We start from the raw sequence: 22,768 nt of genomic DNA, 5'->3' as shown, positions 1-22,768 counted from the left end.
GCTTGTTTACGAGCGCTCCGGCAGCGCCTTACACCTTGAGCCTACAGGCGGAACTCATGGCCGAGGTAAACCTCTTTGACCAGGTCGTTGGCCAGGATGGTCTCTGCATCGCCTTCGGCGATCAGTTGGCCATCGTTGACGATGTAAGCGGTTTCGCAGATATCCAGGGTTTCACGGACGTTGTGGTCGGTGATCAGAACGCCAATACCCTTGGCCTTCAGGTGGTGGATGATCTGCTTGATGTCGCCGACCGAAATCGGGTCGACACCGGCAAAGGGTTCGTCGAGCAGGATGAACTTGGGCGCGGTGGCCAGGGCGCGGGCAATCTCGACGCGGCGGCGTTCACCACCGGAGAGGCTCATGCCGAGGTTGTCGCGGATGTGGCTGATGTGGAACTCCTGCAGCAGGCTTTCCAGCTCTTTGCGCCGGCCATCGCGGTCCAGGTCCTTGCGGGTTTCGAGGATCGCCATGATGTTGTCGGCCACCGACAGCTTGCGGAAGATCGAGGCTTCCTGCGGCAGGTAGCCGATACCGGCGCGGGCGCGGCCGTGCATGGGCTGGTGGCTGACATCGAGGTCGTCGATCAGGACGCGGCCCTGGTCGGCCTGGACCAGGCCGACGATCATGTAGAAGCAGGTGGTCTTGCCGGCGCCGTTAGGGCCGAGCAGGCCGACGATCTGGCCACTGTCGATCGACAGGCTGACGTCGCGGACCACTTGCCGGCTCTTGTAGCTCTTGGCCAGGTGCTGGGCTTTGAGGGTTGCCATTTACTCGGCCTTCTTCTTCGGCTGGATCACCATGTCGATACGCGGACGCGACTCGGTGACTTTGCCACCGCGACCGGCGGTAGCGATCTGTTTCACCGTGTCGTAGACGATTTTCTCGCCCTCGGTGGTGTTGCCTTCGTTGATGACCTTGGCGCGGTCGATCAGGACGATGCGGTTTTGCGGCGCATTGTACTGGATGGTCTTGCCGTAGCCCTGCATCTTGTCTGGCTTGGCGGCGCTCTGCTGCTGCTCGAAGTAGGCCAGGTTGCCCACCGAGGTCACCACGTCGATGTCGCCACCGGCGGTACGGGTGATGGTCACGGTGTTGCCTTTGATCATCATCGAACCCTGGGTGATGATCACGTCACCGGTGTAGGTGGCGATGCCTTTTTTGTCGTCCAGTTGAGCGTGGTCGGCCTGGATGCGGATCGGCTGGTCACGGTCGTTCGGCAGGGCCCAGGCGCTCGCGCTTCCCAGTGCTGCGCTCAGGCTGAGCAAAAAGGGGAGGGTTTTAACGAGCCTCATACTGTCCTCTTACGTTGGACAGCAGGTCCATCCTGCCGTCTTTCAAATACGCTTTCATTCCATTGCCCGTAGTGACGCCACCGGCGCCGTCGATTCTAACGGCTTGCTCGGTTTGCGCATATTGCTTCTGCGGGAATACCGTCATGCGGCTGCTGGTAATGATCATGGTGCGGTTCTTTTCGTCGGTGCGGGCGACCCTTACCGAATCGATCAGTTCGACTTCGCTGCCGTCGGGGTTGACCTCGCCGCGCTCGCTCTGCACGTGCCACGGATATGTGGTGCCGCGGTACATCTGCAGGTCGGGCTTGGTCAGCAGGGTGACTTCGCTGGCCTTGAGGTGCTCGACCTTGTCGGCTGTCATCTCGTACTGCATCTTGCCATCAGGCAAAAACTGCACGCTGTGGGCGTTCACCGCGTAATAGTCGATGGCGCTCTGGTCCGGCCCGGCAACCGGCTTGTTGTCGAGGAAGCTCTCGGGGCTGATGTTCCAGTAGCCGACCGCCACCAGCAGGGCGGCGATCACACTGAACAGCGCAATGTTGCGGATTTTCTTACTGAACATGTGTCGCTCTACAGGTAATGGGCGTTGGCCGCGTCGAGGTTGCCCTGGGCTTGCAGGATCAGTTCGCAGAATTCGCGGGCTGCACCTTCGCCGCCACGTGCCAGGGTTACCCCGTGGGCGTGCTCGCGGACGAACGCGGCAGCATTGGCCACCGCCATGCCCAGGCCGACCCGGCGGATTACCGGCAGGTCAGGCAGGTCGTCGCCCAGATAGGCGACCTGTTCATAGCTTAGGTTGAGCTGGCCAAGAAGCTCGTCCAATACCACCAGTTTATCTTCCCGGCCCTGGTACAGGTGAGGAATGCCGAGGTTCTTTGCCCGGCGCTCGACCACCGGGGTCTTGCGACCGCTGATGATCGCCGTGGTCACGCCCGAGTTCATGAGCATCTTGATGCCCTGGCCGTCGAGGGTGTTGAAGGTCTTGAATTCGCTGCCATCTTCGAGGAAGTACAGGCGACCGTCGGTGAGCACGCCGTCTACGTCAAAAACCGCCAGTTTGATGGCCTTGCCGCGCTGGAGCAGGTCCTGGGTCATTTACATCACTCCCGCACGCAACAGGTCGTGCATGTTCAGGGCGCCGACCGGGCGCTCGTCCTTGTCGATCACCACCAGGGCGCTGATCTTGTGGTCTTCCATGATCTTCAGGGCTTCGGCGGCGAGCATCTCGGCGCGGGCGGTCTTGCCGTGGGCGGTCATGACTTCTTCGATGAGGGTCTTGTGCACGTCGATATTGCGATCGAGGCTGCGGCGCAGGTCGCCGTCGGTGAAGATCCCGGCCAACCGTCCGTCGGCTTCGAGCACCACGGTCATGCCCAGGCCCTTGCGAGACATTTCAAGCAGCGCGTCCTTGAGCAGGGTGCCGCGTTGCACCTGCGGTAGCTCGTCGCCGGCGTGCATGACGTTCTCGACTTTCAGCAGCAGGCGTCGGCCGAGGGCGCCGCCGGGGTGCGAGAAGGCGAAATCTTCAGCGGTAAAGCCGCGGGCCTCGAGCAGGGCGATGGACAGGGCGTCGCCCAGCACCAGCGCGGCGGTAGTCGAGGAGGTCGGTGCCAGGTTCAGCGGGCAGGCCTCCTGGGCAACGCGGGCGTCGAGGTTGACCTCGGCGGCCTTGGCCAGGGGCGAATCGGGGTTGCCGGTGAGGCTGATCAGCTGGATACCCAGTCGCTTGATCAGCGGCAGCAGGGTGACGATCTCGGCGGTGGAGCCCGAGTTGGACAGGGCCAGGATCACGTCGTCGCGGGTGATCATGCCCATGTCGCCATGGCTGGCTTCGGCCGGGTGAACGAAAAACGCCGGCGTACCGGTGCTGGCCAGGGTCGCGGCGATCTTGTTGCCGATGTGCCCCGACTTGCCCATGCCGACCACCACCACCCGGCCCTTGCTGGCCAGGATCAGCTCGCATGCCTTGACGAAATCGGCGTCGATGTGGGCCAGCAGGCCCTCAACCGCCTCGAGTTCGAAACGGATGGTGCGCTGCGCGGATTGGATCAGGTCGCTGGATTGGCTCATGTCGAAAATCGGATTGCCTGATGAAAAGGCGGCGATTATAGCGGTAATGGGCGAAAGCCTCACCTTGTGATTGTCATACATTCGCCCGGTTGGCTTAACCATAGCTGAACAAGCACTTCGGCGGCCTTGGGGCGGCCCTATCAGCGGTGCTATAGTTCGCCGCTGTTCGGCCCGCTTGGTGCGTGCGTGCCTCCACGAAGGGGGCGCGCGTCTGAGTGAGAAGGCTGCATCGCAAGGAGTCTAGATGAGCGTTGATAACGCCTACGCGGTCGAATTGAAGGGCGTTTCCTTCAAGCGCGGTTCGCGCAGCATCTTCAATAATGTCGACATACGCATTCCCCGTGGCAAGGTTACCGGCATCATGGGGCCTTCCGGGTGCGGCAAAACCACGCTGCTGCGGCTGATGGGTGCACAACTGCGCCCGGCCAGTGGCGAGGTCTGGGTGGCCGGGCAGAACCTGCCGACCCTGTCGCGCAGTGACCTGTTCGATGCCCGCAAGCAGATGGGCGTGCTGTTCCAGAGTGGCGCGCTGTTCACCGATCTCGATGTGTTCGAGAACGTCGCCTTCCCGTTGCGCGTGCATACCCAGCTGTCTGACGAGATGATTCGCGACATAGTCCTGATGAAACTCCAGGCTGTTGGCCTGCGTGGCGCCATCGAGCTGATGCCCGACGAGCTATCCGGTGGCATGAAACGTCGTGTGGCGCTGGCCCGGGCGATTGCTCTGGATCCGCAAATCCTCATGTACGATGAACCGTTCGTCGGCCAGGACCCGATTGCCATGGGCGTGCTGGTGCGGCTGATCCGCCTGCTCAACGATGCCCTGGGCATCACCAGCATCGTGGTTTCTCACGACCTGGCCGAAACCGCCAGCATCGCCGACTACATCTACGTGGTCGGTGACGGCCAGGTATTGGGGCAGGGCACGCCGCAAGAGCTGATGGGCTCCGACAACCCGCGCATTCGTCAATTCATGAAAGGCGATCCGGATGGCCCGGTGCCCTTTCACTTTCCTGCGCCGGATTACCGCGCCGATCTTCTGGGGAAGCGTTGATGCGCAGAAAATCCTTACTCGAACGTATTCGTCGCTTTGGCCGATCGGCCATCGACGTGCTGGCCATTCTCGGCCGCTCCTTCCTGTTCCTGCTGCATTCGCTGGTCGGGCGCAGCGGCACCGGCGGCGGCTTTCAGTTGCTGGTTCGCCAGCTCTATTCGGTTGGCGTGCTGTCGCTGGCGATCATCGTCGTGTCCGGTGTGTTCATCGGCATGGTCCTGGCCCTGCAGGGCTTCAGCATCCTCACCAAGTACGGTTCGGAGCAGGCGGTGGGGCAGATGGTCGCCCTGACCCTGCTGCGTGAACTGGGCCCGGTGGTTACCGCGCTGCTGTTCGCCGGCCGTGCAGGCTCGGCGCTGACCGCCGAAATCGGCAACATGAAGTCCACCGAGCAGCTGTCCAGCCTGGAAATGATCGGTGTCGATCCGCTCAAGTACATCGTCGCGCCGCGGCTGTGGGCCGGTTTCATCTCGCTGCCGTTGCTGGCTTTGATCTTCAGCGTGGTCGGTATCTGGGGTGGTTCGTGGGTGGCTGTGGACTGGCTGGGTGTTTACGAGGGCTCGTTCTGGGCCAACATGCAGAACAGTGTTTCCTTTACCGACGATGTGCTCAACGGGGTGATCAAAAGCCTGGTGTTTGCCTTCGTCGTGACCTGGATTGCCGTATTCCAGGGTTATGACTGCGAGCCCACTTCAGAAGGGATCAGTCGTGCCACCACCAAGACCGTGGTCTATGCCTCATTGGCAGTCCTGGGTCTGGACTTTATTCTGACCGCCTTGATGTTTGGAGATTTCTGATGCAAAACCGCACCCTGGAAATCGGTGTCGGCCTGTTCCTCCTGGCCGGGATCCTGGCGCTGATCCTGCTGGCCCTGCGCGTCAGCGGCCTGTCGGCGAGCCCGAGCAGCGACACATATAAACTTTATGCCAACTTCGACAATATCGCCGGTTTGACGGTCAGAGCTAAAGTGACCATGGCCGGTGTGACCATCGGCAAGGTCACTGCCATCGATCTGGATCGTGACACCTTCACCGGTCGGGTGACGCTGCAGCTGGAAAAACGGGTCGATAACCTGCCTGTCGATTCCACTGCATCTATCCTCACCGCAGGGCTGCTCGGCGAGAAATACATCGGTATCAGCGTGGGCGGAGAAGATGCGGTGCTCAAGGATGGTGCAACCATCCACGACACCCAGTCGGCGCTGGTACTGGAAGACCTGATTGGCAAGTTCCTGCTCAATACCGTTGGCAAAGAAGCTAAATAAGGAGTTTCCATGATTTCTATCCTGCGACGCGGCTTGCTGGTGTTGCTGGCAGCACTGCCGCTGATGGCCAGTGCAGCTGCTCTGTCACCCAAGCAGGTGATCGAGAAGACCACCACCCAGTTGCTGGCTGACCTGAAAGCCAACAAGGAGCAATACAAGGCCAACCCGAGCGCCTTCTACGATGCGCTCAATGCCAACCTGGGGCCGGTCGTCGATGCCGATGGCATCTCGAAAAGCATCATGACCGTCAAGTATTCGCGCAAGGCTACCCCGGCGCAGATGCAGCGCTTCCAGGAAAACTTCAAGCGCAGCCTGATGCAGTTCTACGGCAACGCCCTGCTCGAGTACAACAACCAGGGCATTACCGTCGGCAACGAGAAGAAGGACGGCGACGACCGTGCCAGCGTCGACATGAGCGTCAAGGGCAACAACGGTGCTGTCTATCCGGTGTCCTACACCCTGACCAGGCTCGACGGCGAGTGGAAGGTGCGTAACGTCATCGTCAACGGCATCAACATCGGCAAGCTGTTCCGTGACCAGTTCGCCGACGCCATGAACCGCAACGGCAACGACCTGGACAAGACCATCGACGGCTGGGCGGGCGAAGTGGCCAAGGCCAAGGAAAGCACCGAGCAAGCGGCCGAGAAGCAAGGGCAATGAGCGACAGTGTCGTGACCATGAGCGAGCCAGGCGTATTGAGCCTGGCCGGGGTGCTCGACTACCGCAGCGGGCCGGCCTTGCGCAAGCAGGGCAAGGCCCTGATTGCGGCGTGCAAGGCCCCCGGGCTGGTGCTCGATTGCGCGCACGTGGAGAAGTCCAGCAGCGTCGGCCTGTCCCTGCTGCTGGCCTTCATGCGCGACGGCAAGGCGGCCGGCAAGGCCGTCGAGGTTCGCGCCATGCCCCAGGACATGCGGGAAATTGCCGAGGTTTATGACCTTGACGAGGTGCTGGCCGGTCAATGACTGCCAGCCAGTGACTGGCCCCTCTGTCAGAGTCTCCGATTACGGGGTTCGCAGGCGAGGGGCTTTTTTGTATGATGGCCGACCCGCGCGCAAAGGGCGCCGATTGAGGTTGAGCATGCAGGCCGTAGAAGTTAAGAACTTCCTTGAAGAAAAGTTGCCGGGAACCCGGGTCGAAGTTGAAGGCGAAGGCTGCAACTTCCAGTTGAACGTGATCAGCGACGAATTGGCGGCCCTGAGCCCGGTCAAGCGTCAGCAGCAGATCTATGCTCACCTTAACCCGTGGATCACCGATGGCAGCATCCATGCGGTAACCATGAAATTTTTCAGCAGCGCAGCCTGGGCTGAGCGCACCTGAGCCAACTTGGCGGCGAGACTCTAATGGACAAACTGATTATTACTGGCGGCGTTCGCCTCGATGGCGAAATCCGTATTTCCGGGGCAAAGAACGCTGCCCTGCCGATCCTGGCGGCCACCTTGCTCTGCGATGGCCCGGTCACCGTTGGCAACCTGCCGCACCTGCACGACATCACCACGATGATCGAGCTGTTCGGCCGCATGGGCATTGAGCCGGTGATCGACGAGAAGCTCTCGGTCGAAATCGACCCGCGTACCATCAAGACCCTGGTCGCGCCGTACGAGCTGGTGAAAACCATGCGTGCCTCGATCCTGGTACTGGGCCCGATGGTCGCCCGTTTTGGCGAAGCCGAAGTGGCCCTGCCTGGCGGTTGCGCCATTGGTTCGCGTCCGGTCGACCTGCACATCCGCGGCCTTGAGGCCATGGGCGCGAAGATCGAAGTCGAAGGCGGCTACATCAAGGCCAAGGCCCCAGAAGGCGGCCTGCGTGGCGCGCACTTCTTCTTCGATACCGTCAGTGTCACCGGTACCGAGAACATCATGATGGCTGCAGCCCTGGCCAAAGGTCGCAGTGTGCTGCAAAACGCCGCGCGCGAGCCGGAAGTGGTCGATCTTGCCAATTTCCTCAACGCCATGGGCGCGAAAGTCCAGGGCGCTGGTACCGACACCATCACCATCGATGGCGTCGAGCGCCTGGGTTCGGCGACCTACCGGGTCATGCCTGACCGTATCGAGACCGGTACCTACCTGGTTGCCGCTGCCGTGACCGGCGGTCGCGTCAAGGTCAAGGACACCGATCCGACCATCCTCGAAGCCGTCCTTGAAAAACTCAAGGAGGCCGGCGCCGAAGTTACCACCGGTGAAGACTGGATCGAGCTGGACATGCATGGCAAGCGGCCGAAAGCCGTCAACCTGCGTACCGCTCCGTACCCGGCGTTCCCGACCGACATGCAGGCGCAGTTCATCTCGCTCAACGCCATTGCCGAAGGCACTGGCGCGGTAATCGAGACGATCTTCGAAAACCGCTTCATGCACGTCTACGAGATGCACCGCATGGGTGCCCTGATCCAGGTCGAAGGCAACACTGCCATCGTTACCGGGACCAAGACCCTCAAAGGCGCTCCAGTGATGGCCACCGACCTGCGGGCTTCGGCCAGCCTGGTGCTGTCGGCGCTGGTTGCCGAAGGCGATACCCTGATCGACCGCATTTACCACATCGACCGTGGTTATGAGTGCATCGAAGAGAAACTGCAGATGCTCGGCGCCAAGATCCGCCGCGTGCCGGGCTAGTCTGTGAGTGGCGCAGGGACGCGCCAGCCAATTGCTGCACCGAATTGAATGCGGTCGGGCCTGTTAGCGCCCGGCCGGCTGTAGCCGCATAAGGACCGACGTTTCCCATGTTGACCATCGCGCTATCCAAAGGTCGGATTCTCGACGATACCCTGCCGCTGCTGGCGGAAGCCGGTATTGTGCCGACCGAAAACCCGGACAAGAGCCGCAAGCTGATCATCCCGACGACTCAGGAAGACGTGCGTCTGCTGATCGTGCGCGCCACCGACGTGCCGACCTACGTCGAGCATGGTGCCGCCGACCTGGGCGTGGCCGGCAAGGACGTGCTGATGGAGTACGGTGGCCAGGGCTTGTACGAGCCGCTGGACCTGCAGATTGCCCAGTGCAAGCTGATGACCGCCGGCAAAGTCGGCGCTACCGAGCCCAAGGGCCGTCTGCGCATCGCCACCAAGTTCGTCAACGTCGCCAAGCGCTACTATGCCGAACAAGGCCGTCAGGTCGATATCATCAAGCTGTATGGTTCGATGGAGCTGGCGCCGCTGATTGGCCTGGCCGACAAGATCATCGACGTTGTCGACACCGGTAACACCCTGCGTGCCAATGGCCTGGAACCCCAGGAACTGATTGCCACCATCAGCTCCCGGCTGGTGGTCAACAAGGCTTCGATGAAGATGCAGCACGCCCGCATCCAGAGCCTGATCGACACCTTGCGCCAGGCTGTCGAATCGCGACACCGCGGCTAAGACTTTCTACCTCCTGCGCGCGGCCTTCGCTGTCGCGCCCGTCTATCCGCGTCATAGCCAATTTTCTCGGGTGCCCGCGCGGATGGACTGGTAGCTTAGGGCGCCTGAGCATTCGCCATTTATGAGGCCCTCGCTATGACCACGTCCACTGCAATCGCCCGACTCAATGCCGCTGACCCGGATTTCGCCCGACATCTGGATCATCTGCTGAGCTGGGAAAGTGTCTCTGACGACGCGGTCAACCAGCGCGTACTCGACATCATCAAGGCCGTGCGCGAGCGTGGCGATGCGGCGCTGGTGGAGTTCACCCAGCGCTTTGATGGCGTGCAGGCGACTTCGATCGACGACCTGATCCTCGGTCGCGAGCGCCTGGAACTGGCCCTGACCCGCATCACCCCGGCCCAGCGCGAAGCCCTGGAAAAAGCCGCCGAGCGCGTGCGCAGCTACCACGAGCGACAGAAGCAAGACTCCTGGAGCTACACCGAAGCCGACGGCACTGTGCTTGGCCAGAAGGTCACGCCGCTGGATCGTGCCGGCCTGTATGTGCCGGGCGGCAAGGCGTCGTACCCGTCATCGGTACTGATGAACGCGATTCCGGCCAAGGTCGCCGGCGTTGGTGAAGTGGTCATGGTGGTGCCGACCCCGCGTGGCGAGGTCAATGAGCTGGTGCTGGCCGCCGCTTGCATCGCCGGTGTCGACCGGGTTTTCACCATCGGTGGCGCCCAGGCGGTTGCCGCCCTGGCCTATGGCACCGAAAGCGTGCCGCAGGTCGACAAGGTGGTCGGCCCGGGCAACATTTATGTCGCCACCGCCAAACGCCATGTGTTCGGTCAGGTCGGTATCGACATGATTGCCGGCCCGTCGGAGATTCTCGTGGTCTGTGACGGCCAGACCGATCCGGACTGGATCGCCATGGACCTGTTCTCCCAGGCCGAGCACGACGAAGACGCCCAGGCGATTCTGGTCAGCCCCGACGCCGAATTCCTCGACAAGGTCGCAGCCAGCATCGACAAGTTGCTGCCGACCATGGAGCGCGCCGAGATCATCAAGACCTCGATCAACGGCCGTGGTGCGCTGATCCAGGTGCGCGACATGCAGCAGGCCATGGACGTTGCCAACCGCATTGCCCCTGAGCACCTGGAGCTGTCGGTCGCCGACCCGCAGGCCTGGCTGCCGCAGATTCGCCACGCCGGCGCGATCTTCATGGGCCGCCACACCAGCGAAGCCCTGGGCGATTACTGCGCAGGCCCCAACCACGTACTGCCGACTTCCGGCACCGCGCGCTTCTCGTCGCCGCTGGGGGTGTATGACTTCCAGAAGCGTTCGTCGATCATCTTCTGCTCCGAGCAGGGCGCTTCCGAGCTCGGCCACACTGCCTCGGTACTGGCCCGTGGCGAGTCGCTGACCGCCCACGCCCGCAGCGCCGAATACCGCATCCTTGCCGACAAGAAGGGGAACTGAACATGAGTAAATTCTGGAGCCCCTTCGTCAAGGACCTGGTGCCTTACGTGCCGGGCGAGCAGCCAAAGCTGGCCAGGCTGGTCAAGCTCAACACCAACGAGAACCCCTACGGCCCGTCGCCCAAGGCGCTGGAAGCCATGCGCGGCGAACTCAACGACAACCTGCGCCTGTACCCGGACCCCAACAGCGACCTGCTAAAGCAGGCGGTAGCGGACTACTACGGTGTGCAGGGCAACCAGGTGTTCCTCGGCAACGGTTCGGATGAAGTGCTGGCGCACATCTTCCATGGCCTGTTCCAGCACGATGCGCCGTTGCTGTTTCCGGACATCAGCTACAGCTTCTACCCGGTCTACTGCGGCCTGTACGGCATCCCGTTTGAAGCGGTGGCGCTGGACGAGCAATTCCAGATCCGGGTCGCTGACTACCGCAAGGCCAACGGCGGGATCATCTTCCCCAACCCCAACGCGCCGACCGGTTGCCTGCTGGCCCTGGAGGCCATCGAGCAACTGCTCGAGGCCAACCCCGACTCGGTGGTGGTGGTCGATGAAGCCTACATCGACTTTGGCGGCCAGACCGCCATCAGCCTGGTGGATCGCTACGACAACCTGCTGGTCACCCAGACCCTGTCCAAGTCGCGTTCGCTGGCCGGCCTGCGGGTAGGCCTGGCGGTCGGCCATCCGGACCTGATCGAGGCGCTGGAGCGGATCAAGAATAGCTTCAACTCCTATCCACTGGACCGTATGGCGATTGTGGGTGCGGCGGCGGCGTTCGAGGACCGTGCCTACTTTGAAGAAACCTGCCGCAAGGTGATCGACAGTCGCGAGAAGGTGGTCGCTGAACTCACTGCCCGTGGCTTTGAAGTACTGCCCTCGGCAGCCAACTTCATCTTTGCCCGGCACCCGCAGCAGGATGCCGCCGAACTGGCAGCGCGCCTGCGCGAGCAGGGGGTGATCGTGCGTCACTTCAAGCAGGCGCGGATCGCCCAGTTCCTGCGCATCACCATTGGTACCCCGGAGCAGAATCAGGCGTTGCTCGATGCGTTGAACTGATAGAGCACAGTCCTTGTCGCGGGGCAAGTCGAGGCGTCGCGACTTGCCCCGCGATGGATTTTACCGGTAACCTCCCTCTCTCAAATTCATCCGATGATTGGATGTCATGACCTTCCTGATCAAACGCTCCCTGGTCGAACAAGCGGTCGAGCAACTGCGACAACGGGTTGCCAGCGGCGCCTGGACGGTGGGCCAGCGCCTGCCCACCGAGCCGGAACTGGCTGCTGAGCTCGGCATCAGCCGCAACACGGTGCGCGAAGCCATGCGTGTGCTGGCTTTCAGTGGCCTGGTCGAAGTTCGCCAGGGCGATGGTAGTTACCTGCGTACCGCCGTCGACCCGTTGCAGGCCCTTCAGGCGCTGTCACGCTGCGACCTGGAGCAGGCGCGGGAAACCCGCCATATCCTTGAAGCCGAGGCCATTGGCCTGGCCGCGCTGCGCCGCAGCGAAGAAGACCTGCAAGGGCTACGAGAGGCCCTCAAGCACAGCAGTGCGCATTTTCACGACGACCTGGAGCAATACATCGGTTGCGACCTGGTGTTCCACCAGCGCCTGGTGGATGCCGCGCATAACCCGGCGCTGAGCGAGTTGTATCGCTACTTTTCCGGGGTGGTGGCGGCCACCTTGCATCACAACCTGAGCCACGCTCCCCGCTGCCAGCTTGTGTTCGACCTGCACGGGCAGATTCTCGATGCCATCGAACAACGCGATCCGGACAAGGCCAAGGCCCTGAGCCGGACCCTGATCAACGAATCCTGACCTTGCGAGACTGCCATGGGCGATGAAACAACCCGAACTGCGGCGCCGGCCAACGGGCCGGAGCTGGAAGAACTGCTGATCGACGCCGAAGCCGACGACGAACAAGTGCAACAGCAACCGGTGCTGCTCAAGCGCCCGTGGCTGTTGCTGCTCGGCCTGGTGCTGGTGGCGCTGAACCTGCGTCCGGCGTTGTCGAGCATGGCGCCGCTGCTGGGCCAGGTCAGCGACAACCTCGGCTTGAGCGCTTCCCAGGCGGGCCTGCTGACCACCTTGCCGGTGCTTTGCCGGGGCTTGTTCGCGCCACTGGCGCCGGTGTTGGCGCGACGTTTTGGCAGTGAGCGGGTCATTCTCGGCATCCTTCTGGTACTGGCTGCGGGGATTGCCGTGCGCAGCGCCTTTGGCAGCACCGGGGTATTCGTCGGCAGTATCATGGCCGGGGCTAGCATCGGTGTGATCGGCGTGCTGTTGCCGGGCATCGTCAAGCGCGACTTCCCCAAGCATGCCGGGACCCTGACCGGCGTCTACACCATGGCCTTGTGCCTGGGCGCGGCAATGGCTGCGGGCGCCACCGTGCCCCTGAGCGAGCGCCTGGGCGACAGCTGGTCGCTGGGCCTGGGCTTCTGGTTGATCCCGGCCTTGCTGGCGGCGCTGATCTGGCTGCCCCAGGCCCGCCAGGGCCACGGCGCCCACAATGTGGCCTACCGTGTACGCGGCCTGCTGCGCGATCCGCTGGCCTGGCAGGTCACCCTGTACATGGGCCTGCAATCGTCGCTGGCCTATATCGTTTTCGGCTGGCTGCCGTCGATCCTCATCGGTCGCGGCCTGAGCCCGACCCAGGCCGGGCTGGTGTTGTCCGGCTCGGTGATCGTGCAGTTGCTCAGTTCGCTCAGCGCGCCGTGGCTGGCGACCCGTGGCAAGGACCAGCGCCTGGCCATTGTGGTGGTCATGCTCATGGCCCTGGCCGGCTTGTTCGGCTGCCTGTATGCGCCGCTGGAAGGCCTGTGGGGCTGGGCCATTGTCCTGGGGCTGGGGCAGGGCGGTACCTTCGCCCTGGCATTGACCCTGATCGTGCTGCGTTCCAAAGACGCTCACGTCGCCGCCAACCTGTCGAGCATGGCCCAGGGCATCGGTTACACCCTGGCATCGATGGGGCCATTCGCGGTCGGCCTGGTGCATGACCTGACCGGCGGCTGGAACGCGGTGGGCTGGATCTTTGCCGTGCTGGGCATCGGCGCCATAGGCTTTGGCCTCAAGGCCGGGCGCAACCTGCATGTGCAGGTGGTCAGCGAGCGGGTTTGAGCAGACATTCGCCAGGCAAATGCCCATAGCTTTTTGCCACTTCAGCGGACTATGGTGCAGGTCTATTGCCATGAACCGGACCTGCACCATGAGCGACGCCAATACTGCCCTGATCACCCGCTTCTACCAGGCTTTCCAGCGCCTGGACGCCGAAGCCATGGTCGCCTGTTACAGCGACGATATCGTTTTCAGTGACCCGGTCTTCGGTACTTTGCGCGGCAAGGATGCCGGTGACATGTGGCGCATGCTCACCACCCGCGCCAAGGACTTTACCCTGACCTTCGACACGGTACGCGCCGACGAGCGCGCTGGCAGCGCCCGCTGGGTCGCCCGCTACCTGTTCAGCCAGACCGGCCGCACCGTGGTCAACGACATCCAGGCACGCTTTGTGTTTCGGGACGGCAAGATCTGCGAGCACCACGACAGTTTCGACCTGTGGCGCTGGGCACGTCAGGCCTTGGGCACCACGGGGGTGCTGCTGGGCTGGTCGCCGCTGGTCCAGGGCAAGGTGCGCGCCCAGGCGCAGAAAGGCCTGCGGGCGTTTCAGGCGGGGCGCTGAGGCGCTAAGCTGTGCGCTTTGCCGTTGATAGTCACTAACGTGTCCGAGCCCATTGCCCAACCACCGAACAAACCCTGGTACGTCTACCTGGTACGCGCCGCCAATGGCTCGCTGTACTGCGGGATCAGCGACAACCCGGAGCGGCGCTTCCAGGCCCACCAGAAGGGCCAGGGGGCACGCTACTTCAGCACCAGCCCGGCAGTGGCTTTGGTCTATGTCGAGGCCTGGCCCGACAAAACCAAGGCGCTGCAACAGGAGCGGCTGGTGAAAAAGCTGCGCAAGAGTGCCAAGGAGGCGCTGGTGGCCTCCTGGGCGGGGCTCAGTCCTTGCGACGCTTGAGCTGATCGGTCAGTTGCGTCGGCAGGCCTTTGATGATCAGGGTGCCGGCTTCCTCGTCGTACTCGACCTTCGAGCCCAGCAAGTGCGCTTCAAAGCTGATCGACAGCCCTTCGGCACGGCCGGTGAAGCGGCGGAACTGGTTGAGCGTGCGCTTATCGGCGGGGATTTCCGGCGACAGGCCGTAGTCCTTGTTGCGAATATGTTCGTAGAAGGCCCGTGGGCGGTCTTCATCGATCAGCCCTGAGAGCTCCTCGAGGGTTACTGGCTCGCCGGCCTTGGTCTGGCTGGTGGCGTAGTCGACCAGGGTCTGGGTCTTCTCGCGGGCGGCTTCTTCGGGCAGGTCTTCGCTTTCGACAAAATCGCTGAAAGCCTTGAGCAGGGTGCGGGTCTCGCCCGGGCCGTCGACGCCTTCCTGGCAGCCGATGAAGTCGCGGAAGTACTCCGAGACCTTCTTGCCGTTCTTGCCCTTGATGAAGGAGATGTACTGCTTGGAGGCCTTGTTGTTCTGCCACTCGGAAAGGTTGATGCGCGCGGCCAGGTGCAGCTGGCCCAGGTCCAGGTGGCGCGACGGGGTCACGTCCAGCTCGGCGTTTACCGCCACGCCTTCGCTGTGGTGCAGCAAGGCGATCACCAGGTAATCGGTCATGCCTTGCTGATAGTGGGCGAACAACACGTGGCCGCCGACCGACAGGTTGGACTCTTCCATCAGCTTTTGCAGGTGCTCGACGGCGACGCGGCTGAAGGCCGTGAAGGTGCTGCCTTCGTCGAGGTATTCCTTGAGCCAGCCGCTGAACGGGTGGGCGCCGGATTCTGCGTGGAAGAAGCCCCAGGCTTTGCCCTGTTTGGCGTTGTAGCTATCGTTGAGGTCGGCCAGAAGGTTTTCGATGGCACCCGACTCGGCCAGTTCCGAGTCGCGGGCGTGCAGCACGGCGGGGCTGCCATCGGGTTTCTTGTCGATCAGGTGGACGATGCAATGACGGATCGGCATGGGATTCTCGGTTGAAAATGGGCGGTGCTGGCCGCGTTGCAAAGTCGCCAAGTGTACCTCAGCACAGGGGTGATTCAGCGGCCAGATGTTGGCAGATATGTCGGTTGTTTATTTTTTGTTCAAATTTTTGCGTTTTTTCGCGCAAACCCCCGAAAAACCTGCACATTTGCCCTGTGGGAGGCGGATATTTATCTATTCCTGTGGTAGTTTTGCCCGGTCTTGCGCCCCGTGTGTGGCGCATTGCTGGCAGACCGCTCGCGTCACGTCGAACCAAACGTCGTTTTACGTATCTACATACGCGATTGACGTGGCTGTAACACCGGACCGCCGGATCCCCCGCAGGTCTGGCTCGATGACTGACGTAGCACTCTGCATACTCACTGAATTTGATAGGGAAGGAACACCACCATGGCATTGACCAAAGACCAACTGATCGCCGATATCGCTGAAGCTATCGACGCGCCAAAAACCACCGCGCGTAACGCTCTGGAGCAACTGGGCCAGATCGTTGCTGATCAACTGGAAAATGGCAGCGAAATCACCCTGCCAGGCATCGGCAAACTGAAAATCACCGAGCGTCCTGCCCGTACCGGCCGCAACCCTTCGACTGGCGCTGCCATCGAAATCGCTGCCAAGAAAGTCGTCAAGTTCGTACCAGCCAAAGTGCTGACCGACGCTGTAAACAAGTAATTGTAAACAGCTCGACAAAAGCCGCGTCCGGGTTGCCCGGACGCGGTTTTTTTATGACTGGGTTTTGCTCCAGCGCTGCTGGCGCCAAGCCTGGCGCGCTGCGGCGTCCTGGAAGGTCCAGGCGATCATGCGGCTCTGTTTCTGCCCCTGGCCCATCTCCACCACCCGCTGTTCGGCCGCCCCGGCCTTTTTCAGCGCGGCCTGGATGCCGGGCAGGTTGGAGGCTTTCGATACCAGGCTGGTGAACCACAGCACCTGCTGGCTCAGGCTGACGCTCTCGGCCACCAACTGGCTGACGAAGCGGATCTCGCCGCCTTCGCACCACAGTTCGTTGTTCTGCCCGCCAAAGTTCAGCACCGGCAGCTTGCGCTTGGGATCGGCCTTGCCCAGTGCCCGCCATTTGCGCTGGCTGCCGCGGGTGGCTTCTTCGCGTGAGGCGTGGAAGGGCGGGTTGCACAGGGTCAGGTCGAAGCGCTCGTCGCTTTTGAGCAGCCCCAGCAGGATGTGCTTGCGGTTGCCTTGCTGGCGCAGGCTGATGGCCTTGCCCAGGCCGTTGGCCTGGACGATGGCGCCGGCCGCAGCCAGTGCCGTGGCGTCGATGTCTGAACCGAGAAAGCGCCAGCGGTAATCGCTGTTGCCCAGCAACGGGTAGATGCAATTGGCACCGACGCCGATGTCCAGGGCCTGGACCTGCGCGCCACGGGGTATTTCGCCGCCGTTTTCGTCTGCCAGCAAGTCGGCCAGCACGTGTACGTAGTCGGCCCGGCCGGGGATTGGCGGGCACAGGTAGTCAGCCGGGATGTCCCAGTGCTGGATACCGTACTGGGCCTTGAGCAGGGCGCGGTTGAAGACCCTGACGGCATCCGGGTTGGCGAAGTCGATGCTCGGCTTGCCGTGGGGGTTGGTGATCATGAACTGGCCCAGCTGCGGGCTGCTCTTGATCAACTGGGGGAAGTCGTAGCGGCCCTGGTGGCGGTTGCGCGGGTGCAGGGTCGGTTTGTTGGTTGTGGTCATGTTGAGGTCCGGTGCAAAGCATCGCGGGTCAAGCCCGCTCCTACAGAGACTTCTGTGGGAGCGGGCTTGACCCGCGATGGCATCACTGAGGTCAGCGATCGTTACAAGGCGGCAATCCGCGCATGCTGCTCGGTGAAGTTGGCCAGGGCCTGTTCGGCTTCAGCCAGCTTGGCGCGTTCCTTGTCGATCACCGCAGGCGGTGCCTTGTCGACGAAGGCGGCGTTGGACAGCTTGCCGCCGACGCGCTGGACTTCGCCCTGCAGACGCTGGATTTCCTTGCTCAGGCGAGCCAGCTCGGCGTCCTTGTCGATCAGCCCGGCCATCGGCACCAGTACTTGCAGATCGCCGACCAGGGCGGTGGCGCTCAGCGGCGCCTCGTCCTGTTCGCCGAGCACGGTGAAGGACTCGATCTTCGCCAGCTTCTTCAGCAGCGCTTCGTTTTCCTGCAGGCGGCGCTGGTCTTCGGCGCTGGCGTTTTTCAGGAACAGTTGCAGTGGCTTGCCCGGGCCGATGTTCATTTCGCCGCGGATGTTGCGCACGCCGAGCATCAGCTCCTTGAGCCATTCGATATCGCCTTCGGCAGCGGCATCGATGCGGCTTTCATTGGCCACTGGCCATGGCTGCAGCATGATGGTCTTGCCTTGCGCGCCGGCCAGCGGCGCCAGGCGCTGCCAGATTTCTTCGGTGATGAACGGCATGAACGGATGGGCCAGGCGCAGTGCCACTTCCAGTACCCGGACCAGGGTGCGGCGAGTACCACGGGCGCGTTCGACCGGGGCGTTCTCATCCCACAGGACCGGCTTGGACAGCTCCAGGTACCAGTCGCAATACTGGTTCCAGATGAACTCGTAGAGCGCCTGGGCGGCCAGGTCGAAGCGGAACTGGTCGAGCTGGCGGGTGACTTCGGCTTCGGTGCGCTGCAGCTGCGAGATGATCCAGCGATCAGCCAGCGACAGCTCGTAGGCTTCGCCGTTCTGGCCGCAGTCTTCGCCCTTGTCCAGAACATAGCGCGCAGCGTTCCAGATCTTGTTGCAGAAGTTGCGGTAGCCTTCGACGCGGCCCATGTCGAACTTGATGTCGCGACCGGTGGAGGCCAGCGAGCAGAAGGTGAAGCGCAGGGCGTCGGTGCCGTAGCTGGCGATGCCTTCCGGGAACTCGGCCTTGGTCTGCTTGGCGATCTTCTCGGCAAGCTTTGGCTGCATCATGCCGCTGGTGCGTTTTTCCAGCAGTTCGTCCAGGGTGATGCCGTCGACGATGTCCAGCGGGTCAAGGACGTTGCCCTTGGACTTGGACATCTTCTGGCCCTGGCCATCGCGCACCAGGCCGTGCACATACACGGTCTTGAACGGTACCTGCGGGGTGCCGTCCTCGTTCTTCACCAGGTGCATGGTCAGCATGATCATCCGGGCAACCCAGAAGAAAATGATGTCAAAGCCGGTGACCAGCACGTCGGTGGAGTGGAACTTCTTGAGGAATTCGGTCTGCTGTGGCCAGCCCAGGGTCGAGAAGGTCCACAGGCCCGAGCTGAACCAGGTGTCGAGCACGTCGTTGTCCTGGTTCAGGACCACGTCGGCGCCGAGGTTGTGCTTGCTGCGCACCTCTTCTTCGCTACGGCCGACATAGACCTTGCCGGATTCGTCGTACCAGGCCGGAATACGGTGACCCCACCACAGCTGACGGCTGATGCACCAGTCCTGGATGTCGCGCATCCAGGAGAAGTACATGTTTTCGTACTGTTTGGGCACGAACTGAATGCGGCCGTCTTCGACGGCAGCAATCGCAGGCTCTGCCAGCGGCTTGGTCGACACGTACCACTGGTCGGTCAGCCACGGCTCGATGACGGTACCCGAGCGGTCGCCTTTCGGCACTTTCAGGGCGTGGTCGTCGACGCTGACCAACAGGCCGGCGGCGTCGAAATCGGCAACGATCTGCTTGCGCGCAACGAAGCGGTCGAGGCCTGCATACTGGGCCGGCAGGGTCGCGTCGATACTGTCGTTGACGCTGCCGTCGAGGTTGAACACCTGGGCGGCCGGCAGGACGAAGGCGTTCTTGTCGAAGATGTTCAGCAGCGGCAGGTTGTGGCGCTTGCCGACTTCATAGTCGTTGAAGTCGTGGGCCGGGGTGATTTTCACACAGCCGGTACCGAACTCAGGGTCGCAATAGTCGTCGGCGATGATCGGGATACGGCGGCCAACCAGCGGCAGCTCGACGAACTTGCCGATCAGCGCCTTGTAACGCTCGTCTTCCGGGTTCACGGCAACGGCGGCGTCGCCGAGCATGGTTTCCGGGCGCGTGGTGGCGACGATCAGGTAGTCCTTGCCGTCGGCAGTTTTGGCGCCGTCAGCCAGCGGGTAGCGCAGGTTCCACAGGTGACCCTTCTCGTCGTGGTTTTCCACTTCGAGGTCGGAAATCGCCGTGTGCAGCTTGGTGTCCCAGTTGACCAGGCGCTTGCCGCGGTAGATCAGGCCGTCTTCATGCAGGCGCACGAAGGCTTCTTTCACTGCTTCCGAGAGGCCGTCGTCCATGGTGAAACGCTCGCGGCTCCAGTCGACCGACGAGCCCAGGCGGCGAATCTGGCGGCTGATGTTGCCACCGGACTGATCTTTCCATTCCCAGACCTTTTCCAGGAACTTCTCGCGGCCCAGGTCGTGACGGTTCTGGCCTTTGGCTTCGAGTTGACGCTCGACCAGCATCTGCGTGGCGATACCGGCGTGGTCGGTACCTGGCTGCCACAGGGTGTTGCGGCCCTGCATGCGGCGGAAACGGATCAGGGCGTCCATGATCGCGTTGTTGAAGCCATGACCCATGTGCAGGCTGCCGGTGACGTTCGGCGGCGGGATCATGATGGTGTAGGAATCGCCCGCGCCTTGCGGAGCGAAATAATTCTCGGACTCCCAGGTGTTGTACCAGGAAGTTTCAATGGCGTGCGGCTGGTAGGTCTTATCCATGCGCGGCGGGACCCTTAGGCATTTATTCAGGAAAGCCGGAGAGTATAACGAAGCCGCAAGCTTCAAGCGACAAGCTGCAAGCTCAGAGCGCCGCACGGCTCTTGCAGCTTGTCGCTTGAAGCTTGTTACTGCTTTTTATTGGTTGAGCAGGCGCTCGAGCCTGGCATCGAGGCGGCGCTTGATTTCGCTTTCGATATGCGGGGCGAAATCGTTGATCACGTCCTGCATGATCAACTGGGCCGCCGCGCGTAGCTCGGCGTCCAGGTGCAGCAGGGTTTCCTGGCGCTTGGCCTGCGGGTCGGCTGGCGCTTCAGGCGCCGGCTGCGGCGCTGCTTCGGCCTCTTCGAGCAGCAGCGGGATCTGCTCCTCGACGGTGTCGGTCAACAGCGGCGGCTCAAGGGATGCATCGCCAAGCAGCTGGCGGATCGACTCCAGGTCGTCCAGCAGGTGCGCGGATTGGGGCAGGGGAGTGGGTTTGTCCATCGTCTTCAGAGTCGCTGTAAGCGGTGATCTTGCAGAGCATAGCCCTGTTCGCGGTAGAAACGGAAACTCTCTCGGGCCGCCTGACGAATCGCCGGCTCTTCGACCACGATCTCGGCGATCCGGGCAAAGCGGGAAGCGAACGCTGGCACCTTGAGGTCAAGGTTGATCAGCAGGTCCTGGTGGCTGCCGGCATCATCGCCAAGGCCCAGAGCGACGCTGCCCTGCGGGTTGTCTTCAGCCGCGTCGTGGGGCACGAAGGCCTCGCCCTTGAACGCCCACAGGCGCGCGTCCAGTTCATCGCGCTGGGCGGCGTCGCTGCAATGCAGGTAAACCCGGTGCCCCAGGCGCCAGGCCTTGTCGCACAGTTTGCAGGCGAAATCCAGGCGCGCCGAGGGCGCGGCGCTGGGCAATATGTAGAAATCGACTTTGCTCATGGTCTGCCTGCCGGCCGGCTACGCCCCAAGGCGCAGACGGCCAGCGTCGCCTCAGGCGTTGGCGCGATCGAGCAGGTACTGGGTCAGCAGTGGAACCGGGCGGCCAGTGGCACCCTTGTCCTTGCCGCCGCTGATCCAGGCGGTGCCGGCGATGTCCAGGTGAGCCCAGTTGTAAGCCTTGGCAAAGCGCGACAGGAAGCAACCGGCGGTGATGGTGCCGGCTTTTGGCCCGCCGATGTTGGCGATGTCGGCGAACGGGCTGTCGAGCTGTTCCTGGTATTCGTCGAACAGCGGTAGCTGCCAGGCGCGGTCGTCGGCGCGCTTGCCGGCGTCGAGCAGTTGCCCGACCAGGTCATCGTTGTTGCCCATCAGGCCCGAGGTGTGGCTGCCCAGGGCGACGATGCAGGCGCCGGTCAGGGTGGCGATGTCGATCACTGCCTGAGGCTTGAAGCGCTCGGCGTAGGTCAGGGTGTCGCACAGCACCAGGCGGCCTTCGGCGTCGGTGTTGAGGATCTCGACGGTCTGCCCGCTCATGGTCGTGACGATGTCGCCAGGACGGGTGGCGCCGCCGCTCGGCATGTTCTCGGCGCAGGCCAGCAGGCACACCAGGTTGATCGGCAGTTGCAGCTCGAGCACGGCGCGCAGGGTGCCGAAGACGCTGGCGGCGCCGCCCATGTCGAACTTCATTTCATCCATGCCGGCGCCGGGCTTGAGGCTGATGCCACCGGTGTCGAAGGTGATGCCCTTGCCCACCAGCACGAAAGGCTTCTCGCTCTTTTTGCCGCCCTGGTAGTTGAGCACGATCAGGCGTGGCGGCTGGTCGCTGCCCTGGCCGACGGCGTAGAAAGCGCCCATGCCCAGGTCCTTGATCTTCTTCTCGTCCAGCACCTCGACCTTGAGGCCCTTGAATTCCTTGCCCAGGGCCTTGGCCTGTTCGGCCAGGTAGCTTGGGTGGCAGACGTTCGGTGGCAGGTTGCCCAGGTCGCGGGTGAAGCCCATGCCGTTGGCGATGGCAACGGCATGCTTGACCGCGCGCTCGACATCGCTGGCACCGGCCTTGGCGCTGAGCAGGGTGATTTTTTTCAGGGCGCGAGGTTCGGCTTTCTTGCTCTTGAACTGGTCGAACACGTACTGGCCATCGAGCAGGCTCTCGGCCAACAGGCGGGTCTTGCCATAGAAAGCATCGCGGCCGGCAACCTTGACGTCGTCCAGGGCCAGAGCTGCGTCGCTGCCGTTCAGCCCCTTGAGCACTGCCAGCACGGCGGCAACGACCTTGCGCCAGCTGCGATCACCCAGCTCGGCATCCTTGCCGGTACCCACCAGCAATACGCGCTCGGCCTTGAGGTTTGGCAGGCTGTGCAGCAGCAGGGTCTGGCCGACCTTGCCGGCCAGGTCGCCGCGCTTGAGCACGCTGGCCAGGGCACCGCCGGTGGCTTCGTCGATGGTTTTGGCGATGGCGCCGAGTTTGCCGCCTTCAGCCACTGGCAGGACCAGGGTGGCGGTTTTCAAGGATGCTGCGGCTACGCTTTTTACAACCAGTTCCATGTCAGGTTCCCCGAATGATCTGTCGATGCGCGTTGTCTATGCAGGCGCGGTCGTGGCCGCGTGGTCGCGTACCAGTGCTAAAGCCCCCAGTTTGAGCCTGCTTCGCCCGCCCTGACAACCCCGAGATGAAGCATTGTGCGGCGCCAAGTGACAGGCACGGCCAATCACAGGAT

The 22,768-nt window shown here is 62.6% G+C and carries 26 protein-coding genes; 15 read left to right on the top strand and 11 right to left on the bottom strand.

Going from position 1 to position 22,768, the window contains the following annotated elements:
- Positions 1-41: 41 nt before the first annotated feature.
- Genes lptB through JYG36_RS22420 form a run of 5 tightly spaced genes read right to left on the bottom strand, consistent with a single transcriptional unit; the run spans position 42 to position 3,362 of the window.
- The gene (gene lptB, locus JYG36_RS22440) at positions 42-767 is read right to left on the bottom strand and encodes an LPS export ABC transporter ATP-binding protein (protein WP_038996944.1); all 726 of its coding nucleotides are present in this window, start codon (positions 765-767) and stop codon (positions 42-44) included.
- Positions 768-1,292, bottom strand: coding sequence for a lipopolysaccharide transport periplasmic protein LptA (gene lptA, locus JYG36_RS22435; protein WP_045196347.1), 525 nt, complete (start codon positions 1,290-1,292; stop codon positions 768-770).
- Positions 1,279-1,854, bottom strand: a complete 576-nt coding sequence (gene lptC / locus JYG36_RS22430; RefSeq protein WP_045196349.1) for an LPS export ABC transporter periplasmic protein LptC — start codon at positions 1,852-1,854, stop codon at positions 1,279-1,281. The genes lptA and lptC overlap by 14 nt, the downstream gene beginning before the upstream one ends.
- Before the next feature lie 8 nt (positions 1,855-1,862).
- A complete protein-coding gene (locus JYG36_RS22425; RefSeq protein WP_045196351.1) occupies positions 1,863-2,387 on the bottom strand; it encodes a KdsC family phosphatase in 525 nt (174 codons plus the stop codon).
- Positions 2,388-3,362, bottom strand: coding sequence for a KpsF/GutQ family sugar-phosphate isomerase (locus JYG36_RS22420; RefSeq protein WP_045196353.1), 975 nt, complete (start codon positions 3,360-3,362; stop codon positions 2,388-2,390).
- Between the two features lie 244 nt (positions 3,363-3,606).
- Between JYG36_RS22420 and JYG36_RS22415 the strand changes: the two genes are divergently transcribed.
- From JYG36_RS22415 to JYG36_RS22350, 14 genes are all read left to right on the top strand, one after another.
- Positions 3,607-4,416, top strand: a complete 810-nt coding sequence (locus tag JYG36_RS22415; RefSeq protein ID WP_045196354.1) for an ATP-binding cassette domain-containing protein — start codon at positions 3,607-3,609, stop codon at positions 4,414-4,416.
- Positions 4,416-5,213 carry a lipid asymmetry maintenance ABC transporter permease subunit MlaE gene (gene mlaE, locus JYG36_RS22410; RefSeq protein WP_045196357.1) on the top strand — a complete coding sequence of 266 codons (798 nt, stop codon included), beginning with the start codon at positions 4,416-4,418 and terminating at the stop codon, positions 5,211-5,213. Before JYG36_RS22415 ends, mlaE begins: the two co-directional genes overlap by 1 nt.
- A complete protein-coding gene (mlaD, locus tag JYG36_RS22405; RefSeq protein WP_010223376.1) occupies positions 5,213-5,680 on the top strand; it encodes an outer membrane lipid asymmetry maintenance protein MlaD in 468 nt (155 codons plus the stop codon). Before mlaE ends, mlaD begins: the two co-directional genes overlap by 1 nt.
- A 9-nt stretch (positions 5,681-5,689) precedes the next feature.
- A complete protein-coding gene (locus JYG36_RS22400; RefSeq protein ID WP_045196359.1) occupies positions 5,690-6,340 on the top strand; it encodes an MlaC/ttg2D family ABC transporter substrate-binding protein in 651 nt (216 codons plus the stop codon).
- Positions 6,337-6,642: an STAS domain-containing protein gene (locus JYG36_RS22395; RefSeq protein WP_213602329.1), complete on the top strand. Its 306-nt coding sequence runs from the start codon at positions 6,337-6,339 to the stop codon at positions 6,640-6,642. The genes JYG36_RS22400 and JYG36_RS22395 overlap by 4 nt, the downstream gene beginning before the upstream one ends.
- A gap of 115 nt (positions 6,643-6,757) precedes the next feature.
- Positions 6,758-6,997 carry a BolA family protein gene (locus JYG36_RS22390; RefSeq protein ID WP_010223373.1) on the top strand — a complete coding sequence of 80 codons (240 nt, stop codon included), beginning with the start codon at positions 6,758-6,760 and terminating at the stop codon, positions 6,995-6,997.
- Between the two features lie 23 nt (positions 6,998-7,020).
- Positions 7,021-8,286 carry a UDP-N-acetylglucosamine 1-carboxyvinyltransferase gene (murA, locus tag JYG36_RS22385; RefSeq protein ID WP_010223372.1) on the top strand — a complete coding sequence of 422 codons (1,266 nt, stop codon included), beginning with the start codon at positions 7,021-7,023 and terminating at the stop codon, positions 8,284-8,286.
- A 107-nt stretch (positions 8,287-8,393) separates the two neighbouring features.
- Positions 8,394-9,029 (top strand): ATP phosphoribosyltransferase, encoded by a 636-nt coding sequence (gene hisG, locus JYG36_RS22380; RefSeq protein WP_213602327.1) that lies wholly within the window; start codon positions 8,394-8,396, stop codon positions 9,027-9,029.
- Between the two features lie 135 nt (positions 9,030-9,164).
- Positions 9,165-10,490, top strand: coding sequence for a histidinol dehydrogenase (gene hisD / locus JYG36_RS22375; RefSeq protein ID WP_213602325.1), 1,326 nt, complete (start codon positions 9,165-9,167; stop codon positions 10,488-10,490).
- Positions 10,491-10,492: 2 nt separating this feature from the next.
- Entirely contained in the window at positions 10,493-11,539 is a 1,047-nt protein-coding gene (gene hisC, locus JYG36_RS22370) for a histidinol-phosphate transaminase (RefSeq protein WP_093388186.1), read from the top strand.
- Positions 11,540-11,645: 106 nt separating this feature from the next.
- Entirely contained in the window at positions 11,646-12,296 is a 651-nt protein-coding gene (locus JYG36_RS22365; RefSeq protein WP_213602323.1) for a FadR/GntR family transcriptional regulator, read from the top strand.
- Between the two features lie 15 nt (positions 12,297-12,311).
- Positions 12,312-13,595: a CynX/NimT family MFS transporter gene (locus JYG36_RS22360; protein ID WP_213602321.1), complete on the top strand. Its 1,284-nt coding sequence runs from the start codon at positions 12,312-12,314 to the stop codon at positions 13,593-13,595.
- A gap of 88 nt (positions 13,596-13,683) precedes the next feature.
- Positions 13,684-14,154: a nuclear transport factor 2 family protein gene (locus JYG36_RS22355; RefSeq protein ID WP_093387155.1), complete on the top strand. Its 471-nt coding sequence runs from the start codon at positions 13,684-13,686 to the stop codon at positions 14,152-14,154.
- A gap of 39 nt (positions 14,155-14,193) precedes the next feature.
- Positions 14,194-14,493 carry a GIY-YIG nuclease family protein gene (locus JYG36_RS22350; protein WP_045196374.1) on the top strand — a complete coding sequence of 100 codons (300 nt, stop codon included), beginning with the start codon at positions 14,194-14,196 and terminating at the stop codon, positions 14,491-14,493.
- On the opposite strand, the gene yejK is transcribed toward JYG36_RS22350, so the two are convergent.
- A complete protein-coding gene (gene yejK, locus JYG36_RS22345) occupies positions 14,474-15,481 on the bottom strand; it encodes a nucleoid-associated protein YejK (protein WP_045196375.1) in 1,008 nt (335 codons plus the stop codon). The genes JYG36_RS22350 and yejK overlap by 20 nt on opposite strands.
- Before the next feature lie 408 nt (positions 15,482-15,889).
- Between yejK and JYG36_RS22340 the strand changes: the two genes are divergently transcribed.
- Positions 15,890-16,171 (top strand): HU family DNA-binding protein, encoded by a 282-nt coding sequence (locus JYG36_RS22340; protein WP_009398256.1) that lies wholly within the window; start codon positions 15,890-15,892, stop codon positions 16,169-16,171.
- Positions 16,172-16,222: 51 nt separating this feature from the next.
- On the opposite strand, the gene rlmF is transcribed toward JYG36_RS22340, so the two are convergent.
- The 5 genes from rlmF to JYG36_RS22315 all read right to left on the bottom strand — a co-directional run bounded on the left by rlmF (position 16,223) and on the right by JYG36_RS22315 (position 22,595).
- Entirely contained in the window at positions 16,223-17,185 is a 963-nt protein-coding gene (gene rlmF, locus JYG36_RS22335; protein WP_093387145.1) for a 23S rRNA (adenine(1618)-N(6))-methyltransferase RlmF, read from the bottom strand.
- Between the two features lie 101 nt (positions 17,186-17,286).
- Positions 17,287-20,133 carry a valine--tRNA ligase gene (locus JYG36_RS22330; protein ID WP_213602319.1) on the bottom strand — a complete coding sequence of 949 codons (2,847 nt, stop codon included), beginning with the start codon at positions 20,131-20,133 and terminating at the stop codon, positions 17,287-17,289.
- A gap of 135 nt (positions 20,134-20,268) precedes the next feature.
- Positions 20,269-20,616, bottom strand: a complete 348-nt coding sequence (locus JYG36_RS22325) for a hypothetical protein (protein WP_045196382.1) — start codon at positions 20,614-20,616, stop codon at positions 20,269-20,271.
- A gap of 5 nt (positions 20,617-20,621) precedes the next feature.
- On the bottom strand, positions 20,622-21,050 hold the full coding sequence (locus JYG36_RS22320; protein WP_093387140.1) for a DNA polymerase III subunit chi: 429 nt from the start codon (positions 21,048-21,050) through the stop codon (positions 20,622-20,624).
- 51 nt (positions 21,051-21,101) lie between these two features.
- Complete coding sequence (locus tag JYG36_RS22315) at positions 21,102-22,595, bottom strand: leucyl aminopeptidase (protein ID WP_045196387.1); 1,494 nt, start codon at positions 22,593-22,595, stop codon at positions 21,102-21,104.
- Between the last annotated feature and the right edge of the window lie 173 nt (positions 22,596-22,768).

The organism is Pseudomonas sp. SORT22 (genome assembly GCF_018417635.1).
GTDB lineage: Bacteria > Pseudomonadota > Gammaproteobacteria > Pseudomonadales > Pseudomonadaceae > Aquipseudomonas.
This window is presented reverse-complemented; position numbering and strand designations above follow the sequence as displayed.